Source organism: Chitinophaga sp. SVR4-12A, assembly GCF_056754765.1.
On sequence record NZ_JBPGWP010000002.1, the window covers coordinates 42,328 to 56,381 of the forward strand.

8 protein-coding genes are annotated in these 14,054 nt (G+C 51.0%); 6 read left to right on the forward strand and 2 right to left on the reverse strand.

The genetic code is table 11. The features are described 5' to 3' along the window. The first annotated feature begins 62 nt into the window (after positions 1-62). From groL to ACR9Y8_RS26340, 4 genes are all read left to right on the forward strand, one after another. Complete coding sequence (gene groL / locus ACR9Y8_RS26325; RefSeq protein WP_481216280.1) at positions 63-1,697, forward strand: chaperonin GroEL; 1,635 nt, start codon at positions 63-65, stop codon at positions 1,695-1,697. Positions 1,698-1,872: 175 nt separating this feature from the next. Continuing rightward, positions 1,873-2,283 (forward strand): FKBP-type peptidyl-prolyl cis-trans isomerase, encoded by a 411-nt coding sequence (locus ACR9Y8_RS26330; protein WP_481216281.1) that lies wholly within the window; start codon positions 1,873-1,875, stop codon positions 2,281-2,283. Between the two features lie 79 nt (positions 2,284-2,362). After that, positions 2,363-3,796 (forward strand): L-serine ammonia-lyase, encoded by a 1,434-nt coding sequence (locus tag ACR9Y8_RS26335; RefSeq protein WP_481216282.1) that lies wholly within the window; start codon positions 2,363-2,365, stop codon positions 3,794-3,796. An 18-nt stretch (positions 3,797-3,814) separates the two neighbouring features. Further along, positions 3,815-6,619: a TolB-like translocation protein gene (locus ACR9Y8_RS26340; RefSeq protein WP_481216283.1), complete on the forward strand. Its 2,805-nt coding sequence runs from the start codon at positions 3,815-3,817 to the stop codon at positions 6,617-6,619. A gap of 23 nt (positions 6,620-6,642) precedes the next feature. Here ACR9Y8_RS26340 and ACR9Y8_RS26345 read toward each other — a convergent pair whose 3' ends face one another. Together ACR9Y8_RS26345 and ACR9Y8_RS26350 are read right to left on the reverse strand one after the other, a co-directional pair. After that, complete coding sequence (locus ACR9Y8_RS26345; RefSeq protein WP_481216284.1) at positions 6,643-7,098, reverse strand: hypothetical protein; 456 nt, start codon at positions 7,096-7,098, stop codon at positions 6,643-6,645. Positions 7,099-7,801: 703 nt separating this feature from the next. Beyond that, positions 7,802-10,456 carry a valine--tRNA ligase gene (locus ACR9Y8_RS26350; RefSeq protein ID WP_481216285.1) on the reverse strand — a complete coding sequence of 885 codons (2,655 nt, stop codon included), beginning with the start codon at positions 10,454-10,456 and terminating at the stop codon, positions 7,802-7,804. 366 nt (positions 10,457-10,822) lie between these two features. On the opposite strand from ACR9Y8_RS26350, the gene ACR9Y8_RS26355 reads away from it, so the two are divergent. Both ACR9Y8_RS26355 and ACR9Y8_RS26360 read left to right on the forward strand, forming a co-directional pair. Further along, positions 10,823-11,851, forward strand: a complete 1,029-nt coding sequence (locus ACR9Y8_RS26355; RefSeq protein ID WP_481216286.1) for a hypothetical protein — start codon at positions 10,823-10,825, stop codon at positions 11,849-11,851. Between the two features lie 18 nt (positions 11,852-11,869). After that, positions 11,870-13,990 carry a M64 family metallopeptidase gene (locus tag ACR9Y8_RS26360; protein ID WP_481216287.1) on the forward strand — a complete coding sequence of 707 codons (2,121 nt, stop codon included), beginning with the start codon at positions 11,870-11,872 and terminating at the stop codon, positions 13,988-13,990. Positions 13,991-14,054 lie beyond the last annotated feature (64 nt).

The window sequence follows — 14,054 nt, forward strand, 5'->3', positions numbered from 1 at the left end:
AGCCAATAGCTAAGAGCTAGCCCGAACATTCCACATTCAAATCTTAAAAATCATTAACTATTATGGCAAAACAAATATTCTTTAACACCGATGCCCGCAACAAAATGAAGAAGGGCGTTGACATCCTGGCCGATGCAGTGAAAGTGACCCTGGGTCCTAAAGGCCGCAACGTTGTTATCGAAAAGAAATTCGGCGCTCCTGGTGTTACCAAGGATGGTGTTACTGTTGCTAAAGAAATAGACCTGGAAGATCCCATCGAGAACATGGGCGCTCAAATGGTGAAAGAAGTAGCTTCCAAAACTGCTGACGTAGCAGGTGATGGTACTACCACTGCTACCGTACTGGCCCAGTCTATCATCGGCGAAGGCTTAAAGAACGTAGCTGCCGGCGCTAACCCTATGGATCTGAAACGCGGTATCGACAAAGCCGTAAAAGCCGTAGTGGAAAATCTGAAGAAACAATCTGAAAAGGTAGGTAACGATACCAAGAAGATAGAGCAGGTTGCTGCAATCTCTGCCAACAACGACGCTGAGATCGGTAAACTGATCGCTGAAGCGATGAATAAAGTGACCAAAGATGGTGTTATCACAGTAGAAGAAGCTAAAGGTACCGACACTACTGTAGAAGTAGTAGAAGGTATGCAGTTTGACCGTGGTTACCTGTCTGCTTACTTTATCACCAACAGCGAAAAAATGCAGGTTGAACTGCAGAACCCTTACATCCTGATCTACGACAAGAAGATCAGCGCTATGAAGGACATCCTGCACATCCTGGAGAAAGTAGCTCAGCAAGGCGCTCCCCTGCTGATCATCTCTGAAGACCTGGAAGGTGAAGCACTGGCTACCCTGGTAGTGAACAAACTGCGCGGTACCCTGAAAGTAGCTGCTGTAAAAGCTCCTGGCTTTGGCGACAGAAGAAAAGAAATGCTGACTGACATTGCTACCCTGACTGGTGGTATCGTGATCAGCGAAGACCAGGGTTACAAACTGGAAAACGCTGACCTGACTTACCTGGGTAAAGCTGAGTCTGTAACCATCGATAAAGACAACACTACTGTTGTTGGTGGTAAAGGCGATAAGAAAGATATCAACGCCCGCATCGCCCAGATCAAAGCACAGATAGAAGTGACCACTTCTGACTACGACCGCGAAAAATTACAGGAACGCCTGGCTAAACTGAGCGGTGGTGTAGCTGTACTGTACGTTGGTGCTGCTACTGAAGTAGAAATGAAAGAAAAGAAAGATCGCGTTGACGACGCCCTGCATGCTACCCGCGCTGCCGTTGAAGAAGGTATCGTAGCTGGTGGTGGTGTGGCTTACATCCGCGCTATCGAAGGCCTGGAAGCACTGAAAGGTGACAACAACGACGAACAGACCGGTATTGCTATCATCAAACGCGCTATCGAAGAGCCCCTGCGTCAGATCACCGCTAACGCTGGTATCGAAGGTTCTATCGTAGTACAGAAAGTAAAAGAAGGTAAAGCCGACTTCGGTTTCAATGCCCGCACAGAAGCTTACGAGAACCTGATCGCTGCCGGTGTTATTGACCCGACTAAGGTTAGCCGCATTGCACTGGAAAATGCCGCTTCTATTGCCGGTATGCTCCTGACTACAGAATGCGTAGTTGCCGACAAACCCGAACCTAAATCTGCTGCTCCTGCTATGCCAGGCGGCCACGGTATGGGTATGGATTATTAATATCCTCTTCCCGGATAATTTTTATAGCTCCGGTCCCCTCTCGGGACCGGAGTTTTTATTGTAACTTTCTCCTGAACTACCGCGTTTAACAATCATGAAGCAGGTTTTACAAGCTATTTTTTCCTTATCCCTGGGCCTGATGCTAATCAGTGGCTGTGCCAAAAAGGATAATGTTATGCTGCTTGAAGATGCAAGCGGAGTTGCTGATAACCAGATCGAACAATACCTACAATCTCATAATATTGACGCTATACGAGACCCTACCGGGCTGTATTACCAGATCCTGGACCAGGGAGACAGCGTTCACTATATGTTATCCCTGGATAACATTCCCACCATCATGTACACCCGCCGCCTGCTGAATGATAAACTGATAGACGTTTCTCTTTCTCCTACCAATTTTAATAACCGCCCGCTGAAAGACCATATTGCCGGCTGGCAGATCGGCTTGCAGAAGATCGCCAAAGGCGGTAAGATCCTGCTCATCGTTCCGCCCACCCTGGGTTTCGGGAATGTGGCAGTGGATGATAAGATCCCGGCCAATTCCGTCCTCGTCTGCGAATTAACACTCGTCGATTTTAAATAATACCCGCTGCATACTATGGACCATGGACCATCGGCTATGGACTATTTTTCCCTACCTTTGGGAACTAAACACCAAAACAGTGGCACACGAATGCATCTCCGTTTTTGATATTTTTAAGATCGGCGTAGGTCCCTCCAGCTCTCATACCCTTGGCCCATGGCGTGCCGCATTGCGTTTTTTACAGGAATTAGAAGCCGGCGGCCGGATGAATGAAGTAGAAAAAGTAGGCGTGCTGCTGTATGGTTCACTGGCTAAGACCGGCCACGGTCACGGAACCGATATCGCCGTTCAGCTGGGCCTCTCCGGCGACGATCCTGTTACCTTCGATGTGAACCGCATCAACGCCAAGGTCGATGATATCCGGCGCATGAAGAAACTGCATCTGAACAAACATCACGAAATAGATTTTGATCCCCTTGAAGATATTGCGTTCCTCTACGATGAAACATTGCCTTATCACCCCAATGCACTGACCTTTCTTGTGAGCTTTGCAGGAGGAGATCAGAACGCCGTTACCTATTACTCTACCGGCGGCGGCTTTGTGGTAAAAGAAGGAGAACAGGCAGGGGGCGGCGCCAATGCGGGTGTAGATCTTCCCTTCCCGATAGATACTGCCCGCCAGCTGCTGCAATGGTGCATCAAAACAGGTTTTTCCATCTCTGAAGTGGTGATGGAGAATGAACAGGCCTGGCGCTCCGAAGCGGCTACCAAAGAAGGCGTGCTGCAGATCTGGCAGGTAATGCGCGACTGCATCTACCGCGGTTGCCATACCAAGGGAGAATTGCCCGGCGGCCTCAAAGTAGCGCGCCGCGCAGCCGCCCTGAATAAGAAATTGCTGCAGGGCCGTACTTACCAGGATTTTGATAGCTGGATCGATGCCATCCGTGGCGGGGGCAACCACTTCGCCTATACGCTGGACTGGGTGAGCTGTTTTGCCCTGGCCGTGAACGAGGAGAATGCCTCCTTCGGCCGTGTGGTAACGGCGCCTACCAACGGCGCAGCAGGCGTGATCCCGGCCGTACTGCAATACTATATTACTTTCTGCGATGGTTATCAGCCGGCTAAGATCATCCAGTTCCTGCTCACTGCCTCAGAGATCGGCAGCATCTTTAAAAAGCGCTCCACTATCTCTGCCGCTATGGGCGGATGCCAGGCAGAAATAGGCGTATCCTCTGCAATGGCCGCAGCCGCGCTTACCGAATGCCTGGGCGGCTCTCAGCGCCAGGTGCTGATGGCGGCCGAAATTGCGATGGAGCACCACCTGGGCCTTACCTGCGATCCTATTGGCGGCCTGGTGCAGGTGCCCTGCATTGAACGGAACACCATGGGCGCCATTAAGGCGATCACCGCCTCGCAGCTGGCCCTCCAGAGCAATCCCGAACTGGCGAAGGTATCTCTCGATGCGGTGGTGAAAACGATGTGGGAGACTGCCCTCGATATGAATTCCAAATACAAGGAGACTTCTGACGGCGGTCTTGCCGTTAATATTCCGATCAGTTTACCGGAATGTTAATTATCTTCCGTACTTATTATGAAACGCCTTTTTGCCCTACTCCTGTTACTATTGCCACTTACTATTTCCGCCCAGCATTTTGGCGGTAATCCTCCTTCCCTGAAATGGCGACAGATCAACACCGACACGGTGCGCGTCATATTTCCGGCAGGCCTGGAACCGCAGGGACAGCGCGTATCGGATATCGTACATTATCTGAACCGCTACACGCGCAGCTCTATCGGCAACCGTCAGCAAAAGGTGAGTATTGTGCTCCAGAACCAAACTTTGGAGTCTAACGGTTTCGTACAACTGGGGCCTTTCAAATCTGAATTCTACCTGGCGCCGCCGCCATCCTCGCTGGAACTGGGCTCCCTGCACTGGGAAGAGCAGCTGGCCCTCCATGAATACCGTCACGTGCTGCAGAATATGAACTTCCGCCAGGGCATTTCCAAGGTGTTCTCTTACCTGGGCGGAGAGCTGGGACAGGCAGCTATTACCAACATCGCCGTGCCCAACTGGTTCTGGGAGGGAGATGCAGTGACCATGGAAACGGCTCTCAGTCCGCAGGGCAGGGGACGCCTCCCGGCCTTCTTCGATGGCTTTCGTGGCCTTACGCTGGATAACAAGCACTATTCGTATATGAAGATCCGCAACGGATCTTACCGCGATTTTGTACCGGATCACTATGAGCTGGGGTATTTGATGAGCAGCTATGGCCGTAACCATTACGGACGCACCTTCTGGCGCGACGTTACCACGGATGCCGTTCGCTTCCGCGGCCTGTTTTACCCGCTATCCCAAAGCCTGCGCCGCCGCACCGGCTATAACATCACCGGCTTTTACCAGGCTACCATGCAGGAATACCAAAGCTACTGGAAAGCGTATGCTGCGCGTAAGGAGATCACGCCGGCTGCCCAGCTGAGCGCTCCTTCCAACATTGTGACCAATTACCGCTACGTATACAATGCAGGTCCCGGCCAGTGGATCGTGCTGAAAAGCAGCTACCAGCAGATCCCCGGGTTCTACCTGGTAGACAGCACCGGGCATGAAACGCTGCTGACGCGCCCGGGCAGCCGCTTTGACGATTTCTACAGCTATAGCAACGGCCGCATACTGTGGACAGAAGCGCGCTTTGACCCGCGCTGGGTGTGGAAGGATTATTCCGTGATCCGGATGTTTGACCGTGCTAACGGACATACGTATACGATAACACATCATACCAAATACTTTTCTCCCGACATCACGGCTGATGGCCGGTATATCATCGCTGCTTTTACCAGTCCGGAGCAGCATTACGGCCTTCACTGGCTGGATGCCCATAGCGGCGCTTTGCTGAAGGCCTTGCCCAACCAGGAAAACTGGTACTATACCTTTCCGCGGTTCACGGCCTCCGGTAAAGCGGTAATCAGCGCCGTACGTAATCGCCTGGGCCAGATGGCGCTGGTGCAGCAGGATGTATCTTCCGGGGAAAGCACACTGTTGGCGCCTTTCAGCTATAATGTGATAGGCGCCCCTGTAGTGGTGGGAGATACGGTGTATTTTACCGGCTCCTGGAAAGATGTCAATAACATATATGCGGTTACGTTAGGAGATAAAAAGATCTGGCAGGTAACAGACCGTCCCAACAGTGTGCTGCATGCCGCTGTAAATCCACAGCAGCAGCAAATGGTGTTCACGGAATTCAGCGCCGATGGGTATACCCTGTACAAGGCGCCGCTGCAACCGGAGCACTGGCAGGCTGTAGACACCACTGTTAATGCGCACAGCGCCTGGCTGCAACCTGATTTCAAAGAGGGAGGGAATATTCTCTCTGCTGTACCCGCCAACCATTATCCGGTACGGCCTTATCCCCAGGCACATGGGCTCTTTAATTTACATAGCTGGGTGCCTACATTCGACGACCCTGATTACAGCCTGACGCTGTATGGCAATAATATCCTCAATACTGCTGCTACGGCCATTGGTTACACCTATAACCGCAATGAAGGAAGCTCGATGGTAGGAGGTAATTTTCTTTTTGGTGGATGGTTTCCCTGGCTGCAGGTGGGTGTGGATTATACTTTTAACCGCTCTGTGCTGACGCGCCAGTATGGACGGCTGTACTGGAATGAGCTGGACTGGCATGGCGGTGTGTCGCTGCCCCTGTTGCTGTCTTCCGGTAAGTATGGCAGAAGCCTGTCGCTCGGATCTACTTATCACTACCTGAAGACTTTCCCTGATGGGTTCAAGTTTAGGGATGCAGGGGTGCAGTATCTGAACAATACCTTGGTCTTTAATAACCAGCGTATAAAAGCGCCGCAAAATATCTTTACGCATTTCGGGCAATACCTCTACCTGCAATATACGCGTGCCATTGATGTACCGGCGCACCAGTTCTATGGCCGTTTTGACCTGTACCTGCCAGGGTTATTACCTAACCACAACCTGGTGCTGCAGGCGGCTTATCAAAAGAAGGATACCATGGGGCGATATTCCTTTACGGATAATTTCGTGTATGCAAGAGGGTATAATGAGCCTTTTTACAACCGCATCTATAAACTGGGGGCGAATTATCATTTTCCAATCGCTTATCCTGACTGGGGATTTGCACAGCTGCTGTACCTGATGCGCCTGCGCGGCAATATATTCTATGATTATAGTAAGGCCTATAACTGGATCACTAAGGAAGATAAGCGTTACGCCTCAACAGGAGGGGAGCTGTCTTTTGATACCAAGATAGGGAACACTATTCCGTTCACTTTCGGTGTAAGATACAGTCATTTGCTTGATCCTGACCCCGCGGGGGCAGCCAGGAACAGGATAGATTTTATCCTTCCCCTGCAGCAATTATTTAGTTATTAAGCAAATAAGGAATGACGGGCGGCTTAGCGGATCACGATCCGCAGTTCCGGTACGCGGTAGTATTTATCGCCGGGATATTTGATGATGATATTGTCGAAGTAAAGTACTTCACCTTTGTCCAGCATCTCTTTTAAACGGGAACTCCATAGGGGCGACAGTTTGTTGGACTTAAAATTGTCGCCTATAAATTCAGTATAAACACCCGCTCTGCCGGTGGTGTCGTTTACATAGGCTTGTTTTTGTTCATAGGTAAATTCAAAGGAAACCACCGGGTATTTGTTGTTCTGCTGATCACGTACTACTAAGGCAGAATCCAGCAGTTTTATTACCTCGGGGCGGGGTAGGGTATCGCTCAGAAAAATCCCCCAGCTGGTCCGGAACTTCAAAGGCTTTTTTTCCGTGGTTCTGCCTTTATTGGATTGAGCGTATACCGGGATACCGGCCAGTAAAAGTCCGTAAATCAAAAAGGATCTTAGCATGATAAAAATGTTTGCAGCGGGCGGTGTTTGGTTTTATTATTAACGTTTGGCTGCGCTAAAAATTTTATAGGATTGCCGAAACAGGCGTCTCTCCGGCGTCATAACGAGGTAGTGAAGAGGAAGTAGGAAGGTCTTCAGCCGCGGTCATTGCGAGGTAGTGAAGAGGAACTAGAAAGGTCTTCAGCCGTCGTCATTGCGAGGAGCAGTAAAGCCCTGTGCGTGGAGCGACGAAGCAATCTTTTAACAACCTCCACGAAGATTAACTAAAAGATTGCTTCGGCCCGGCTCTTCACAGGGCCCTCCGGCCCTCGCAATGACGGGAAGGGAGACCTGTTTGCTCTCTCCCGCAACGTCTTGCAATGACGGGAGGGGAGACCTGTTTGCTCTTTCCCGCAACATCTCGTAATGACGGGAGGGGAGACCTTTTGCTCTCTCCCGCAACGTCTTGCAATGACGGGAGGGGAGACCTTTTGCTCTCCCGCAACGTCTTGCAATGACGGGAAGGGAGACCTGTTTGCTCTCTCCCGCAACGTCTCGCAATGACGGGAAGGGAGACCTGTTTGCTCTCTCCCGCAACGTCTCGCAATGACGGGAAGGGAGACCTGTTTGCTCTCTCCCGCTGCTTCTCGCAATGACAGGAGGGAGACCTGTTCGCTCTCTCCCGCGACATCTCGCAATGAGGGGACTGAAGCCCCCCCTTATCTTACAACTGTTTCAAGCTTTCTGTTATCGCCCTTATCTTCTCCTCTGCGTCTGCTTTCTTCTTCCTTTCTGCCGCTACTACCTCGGGTTTGGCGTTCTGTACAAAGCGCTCATTGCTCAGCTTTTTCTCTACAGATTCCAGGAACCCGCGCTGGTAAGCCAGGTCCTGCTCCAGCTGGGTCTTTTGCGCAGCGGTGTCCATCACATGTTCTGTTTCTATGTAGAACTTATCCTTCTGCACTACCAGGGTGATGCTACCGGGTACCGGTGTTTTCGTATATACGATTGCTTTAGCATTCACCTGCTTGGCCAGTATGCCTTCGATCTGGTGGAAAGCGTTATCATGCTGGGTGTCAATATGCAGGGTGATCTGGTCTTTCGGTTTTATCTGGTGCTTATTACGTGCATCGCGGATGCTGCTGATCACTTCCTTCGCCAGTGCGCCTTCTACCAGTGTAGCGTGGCGATGTGCTGCGGGCGCCTCAAATTGCCTGATGATCAGGTCATCGCCTGCCTCACGTGTTTTCAGCTGGTGATACAGCTCTTCTGTTACAAAAGGCATGAAAGGATGCAGCAGCTGCATCAGCTGTTCAAAGAAGGTGATGGTTTTATTGAACACGCTGGCTGCAATAGGTTGTTCAAAACCAGGTTTCACCCATTCCAGGTACCAGCTGCAGAAATCATCCCATATCAGGCTGTAAATGGTTTTCAGCGCTTCGCTCAGGCGGAAATCTTTAAAGAGATTATTTACCTCTTCCTGTACTTCACCTAACCTGCTTTCAAACCATTGTACCGCAAACTGGCTGTCAGCTGCGAGCTGCTCATTGTCAACGGTTCTGGCTTCCCACATCTTCACCAGTTTCAGGGCGTTCCATATTTTGTTGGAGAAGTTGCGTCCCTGTTCACAGCTGGCCTCATCAAACAGCAGATCGTTACCGGCAGGAGAGGAGATCATGATGCCAAAGCGAACGGCGTCTGCGCCAAAGCGATGGATCAGTTCCAGCAGGTCAGGCGAGTTGCCAAGTGATTTACTCATCTTGCGTCCCTGCTTGTCACGCACCATACCGGTAAAGTATACGTTGCTGAAAGGCTTTACGTCTTTATATTCCAGCCCGGCCATGATCATACGGGCCACCCAGAAGAAAATGATATCCTGTCCGGTTACGAGTACGGAAGTAGGGTAGTAGTATTTGATGTCCGGGTTACCGGGTTGGGTAATGCCGTTGAACACTTCCACCGGCCATAACCAGGAAGAGAACCAGGTATCCAGCACATCTTCATCCTGTTTCAGGTCACTGAGCTGGTAAGCGAAACTGGCGTTCTGCGCTTTGAACTGCGCCAGGGCTTCTGCTGCCGTTTCGGCTACTTCAAAGCTGCCATCAGGAGCATAGAAAGCCGGGATGCGCTGTCCCCACCACAATTGGCGGGAGATACACCAGTCCTTCACGTTCTCCATCCAGTATTTATAAGTAGCCAGGAAGCGGTCGCCGGGATGGATGCGAACATCACCGTTCACAACGGCATCCAGTGCGGGCTTCGCCAGTTCTGCCATTTTTACGAACCACTGGGTGCTGATACGCGGCTCTACTACGGTATCAGGGTTACGTTGGCTGTAACCCAGGCGGGTGGTGTATTCCTGGTCTTTGATCAGCAGTCCTTGTTCCTGCAGGGCGGCTACTACCAGTTTACGTGCCCTGAAGCGGTCTTCACCGATAAATACGCCGGCGGCGGCGCTCAGGGTGCCGTCTTCATTCAGCGTATCTACCACTTCCAGGTTATGTTTCAGGCCCAGGTTGTAGTCATTGATATCATGCGCAGGTGTTACTTTCAGGGCGCCGGTACCGAATGCGGGATCTACATAATCATCGAAGATGATGGGCACCTTACGGTTTACCAGGGGTACCACGGCGTAACGGCCTTTCAGGTGCGCATAGCGCTCGTCTGAAGGGTTTACGCAGATACCGGTATCGCCCATAATCGTTTCGGGCCTTTGGGTGGCAATGGTGATATAGTCCCCCGTGGGATTATTCTCACTGTCCACGATGGCATATTTTACATAATACAGTTTACCCTGTACGTCTTTGTAGTCTACTTCTTCGTCGCTCAGCGCGGTCTTGGCTTTAGGGTCCCAGTTGATCATACGGGCCCCGCGGTAGATCTTCCCTTTCTGGTAGAGGTCTACGAACACCTTGATCACCGCCTGATAGTAATGGTCGTCCATGGTGAAGCTCACCCGGTCCCAATCGCAGGAGCAGCCCAGCTTTTTGATCTGGGAGTAAATGATGCCGCCGTATTTGTCTTTCCATTCGTAAGCATACTTTAGGAACTCCTCCCGGCTCAGCTGCGACTTTTCAATGCCTTTTTCACGTTTCAGCATATCTACCACCTTGGCTTCGGTGGCGATGGAAGCATGGTCCGATCCCGGTACCCAGCAGGCATTGAACCCGCTCATGCGGGCGCGCCTTACCAGGATATCCTGGACGGTTTCATTCAGGGTATGACCCATGTGTAAGACCCCGGTGACGTTTGGCGGCGGTATCACGATCGTAAAAGCAGGGCGGCCGTCAGGCTGGCTCCTGAAATAGCCCTTGTCCATCCAGTGTTGATACCACTTTTCCTCCGTCTCTCCGGGTAAATAGTTCTTTGAAAGTTCCATGCGTGTAAAATATAATAAGTTTGCAAAAATAACAGAGATTGGGCATAGAAGAAAATTCGGACTGGTTCCTTTGCATACTATTTTACCAGTCTTCTCCTTGCTTCCTCTATGCTTTCTCCTAGCTTTCTCTATGCTTTCACTATGCTTCAGGCGTTTTTGTTAAAATAATATCAGTATTAAGTAGATATTCCATTCATCTTTCCATATCCTCCGATTACTCATCTTTTCTAGCCACTTAGGAACTTCCCACTTGCCACTTTGGCAGGATGTACTAGTATTGCGGAAATATTTGTGAGGTTAATCCCCTTTTATCCGAGGTTAAAATCCTAAGAAACAAATAATTACATAAACCCCAAAAGAAAGCACATGAAACCGAGTACACTAAATCTTCTCACGAGGGTGAGGAGTATCCGCTCGCAGCTATTGCTGATGTTATCCTTTGTCTTCCTGTATCCCGCACAGGCGCTTCCCCTCATCAGAGCAGATATTGACATCCGCTATGAGGCCCGCAGCGGCAAGATGTCTATCAAGGCGACAGATGTCACAATAGCAGAACTGGCCGCCAAGCTCGAATCCGGCTACCAGATCCTGTTGTTTGTAACAGATGCGGCCCTTGACACCAAAGTGACCTGCGATGTGCAGGACAAATTCATTGACGATGCCCTTCGCGAAGCATTGCCCGCTTCCAGCCATTTCTTCTACCGCTTCAAAAAAGGCGATACGGAAGTGGCAGACCGCCGGCCTGAAATGAAGCAGGCAGGTACGCGGATGGTTTCCGCCGCTGTTAAATCCGGGCTGAAAGCGCAGCCCCCCGCTACCGGCATACAGGTAGTGCCTACCCTGGTCACGGCTAAACGGATTGCCCGTCCTGCCGCCGTAGCAGTTCCCGCCAGCGCTGGTACTATGCCGCTGCGCCTGGCCGCCACCAGTGTGCGCGCACAGCAGATGGCCCAGCCACTGATGCAGCAGACAGACGACTACTTTGTTAAAGTGGTGGTAAAAGTAACCCCCAACGGTTATGAACCGGTGAGCTATACCAAGGTGAAAGGTCGCCTGGTGGAAGACAGCACTACCGGCGGCGATTTTATTTACCAGCTCAAAGACGACAGCCGGTCTGTATATACCGGTTCTTTTGAAGATCCGCTGGTCCTGCATTCTTACTCGCCTGATGGCAAGCATGAAGTGCTGCAGGCAAAAGAGGCTTATATCAATATCACCCTGCCTCCGCAGGTGCTGGACAAAAACGCCGTGAAAACGCCTAGCTTGGAATTCTCCAGGATCCGTGGCGGCGCGCTGCCTGAAAGCCGCAGCGTCAGGGCTATCCAGGCCTCCGCCCTCCAGCGTAAAGGTGTGATCAATGCTGATGCATTACAGAAGATCATGCCCAGACAATAACCCCAAAGCATTACTACCATGAAACATTCATTTATCCGCATATTACTGATATCGGCCTGCTTCTTTACCACCACATTAAAGGCCCAAACCGTTACTGAGCTTTTACGCAACGGCTCCAACGGCGCTAAACTCAATCTCGTGATCATTGGCGATGGTTTTACCGCCGCAGAACAGGCGGCTTATAATACGCATGTTGCCAACCTGGTCAAGAACCTGTTTAGCAAAGACCTCTATGACGAGACTATGGACGCGTATAACATCTACCGTATCAACGCTAATTCTGCACAATCCGGTGTTACCAAGGTGAACGCCAGCGGAACGGTGACCGTTACGAAGAATACCGCCCTGGATTACCGCTACAGCGGCATATGGGACCGCTGCTGGATGGAGCCTGGTCCTACCACGGCAACTAAACTGAACACCATCCTGACTTCCCTGGTGCCTCAGTACAATTATGTATTCATCATCCTCAATGAAACCGGCGGCGGCGGTTGCGCAGGTGGCGGCAAGCTGGCCATTACCCGCGGAACGAGCGATGATAATCCCGGCTGGTCTACCGCCGCCCACGAAATGGGACATATGGTAGGCCTGCTGGCAGACGAGTATACCGTAAACTGCGACCAGTACAGTGGTGATGAGCCGGGCCAGATGAACGTAACAAAGAATACTAACCGCAATACCCTGAAAGGCGAGTGGAAGAATTTTGTGCCCCTTTCAAGACCGGTGCCTACTATATCCGGTTGCAGCGGTTCCGCACCCTCCGGTACAGATACGGATGAAGACGCCGGTGTGTTTGAAGGCGCCCAGTATACCGGACAGGGAAAGTTTCGCCCGGCTTACAACTGCCGTATGAAAGGAAATTCTCCCCTGTTCTGCCCCGTGTGCTACAACGAAATGCAGCTGCGTGTGAAACCTTACCGCAGCTATAATTTCAACAATTCCTATGCAGGAGATTTTACCGGCGATGGTAAAGGCGACCTGGTGCTGCACTTCGGTAACAGCCTGTCGTTGTACAACTCAGACGGCGGCAAGATGAACCACCTTTTCACTGCTACGGAAAGGGTGAACACTGGCGGATCCAGCTGGCAGTTCATGGCAGGGGATAAGTTCTATGTGGGCGATTTTGACGGCGATGGTAAAAAGGACCTCTTTGTGTTCAATGGCACAGACTGGGGCAGCTATGGCCCTTACTTTGCGCTGCTTCGTTCCAATGGTTCGGGCTTTGATTGTGTGAAACGTTACGACAAAACGCTGGAAGGCTGGCAGATGTCTGCAGGTGATAAATTCTATGTAGGCGATTTTGATGGTGACGGCAAGGATGATTTCTATATTGTGAACACCACCACCTGGAGCACCAAATACGTTGGCATGATGAAATCTACCGGCGCCGCTATGAGCTTTGTAAAAAGGTATGACAATAACCTGGGCGCTCCCGGCTACTGGATCATGAATAAGAATGATAAATTCTATGTGGGAGATTTTGACGGGGATAATAAGGATGACCTGTATATGGCCAACCTGAGCGACTGGAGCACCAATTATGTAGGCATGATAAAATCAGGCGGCAATACCCTTAACTGTATCAAGGTGTTTAACAACACCCTGCCCGGCTGGACCATGGCCGATAATGACCAGCACCTGGTAGGTGATTTTGATGGCGATGGTAAAGCCGATATGTATGTTTTCAACGGTACAAACTGGAACCCGGAATACCTGCTGATGGTAAAATCTACCGGTACCGACCTGGCCTTTGTAAAACGTTACGACGGTACGATCCCCGGCTGGGAAATGGCGCCTTCAGATAAGCTCTACCTGGCTGATGTGAACGGTGATGGTAAGAAGGATCTCTACATTTATAATACGGCTAACTGGGATAAGGAATACCTGGGTATCCTCACTTCTTCGGGCAGCGCTCTTAGCGGTTCCTGGCAGAAAGACTGGATCGGCAGCTGGAACCTGGGCAGCGTGGATAAGCTGGCGGTGACCAACTTCAATGGCGGCGCCGGTTACGACGACCTGTTCATCTACAACACCAGCTGGTTTGGCATGCTGCGTTCCAATACCACCAGCTTGTCGCAGGTGTATATCAGCCCCAACTATGTACATAATTTCAACTACCACAAGCTGGGATGGTGGTAAGAAATGTTTGAGGTTTGAGGTTTGAGGTTCCAGACAGTTGATTGTAGAAAGTACATCTGTGCGG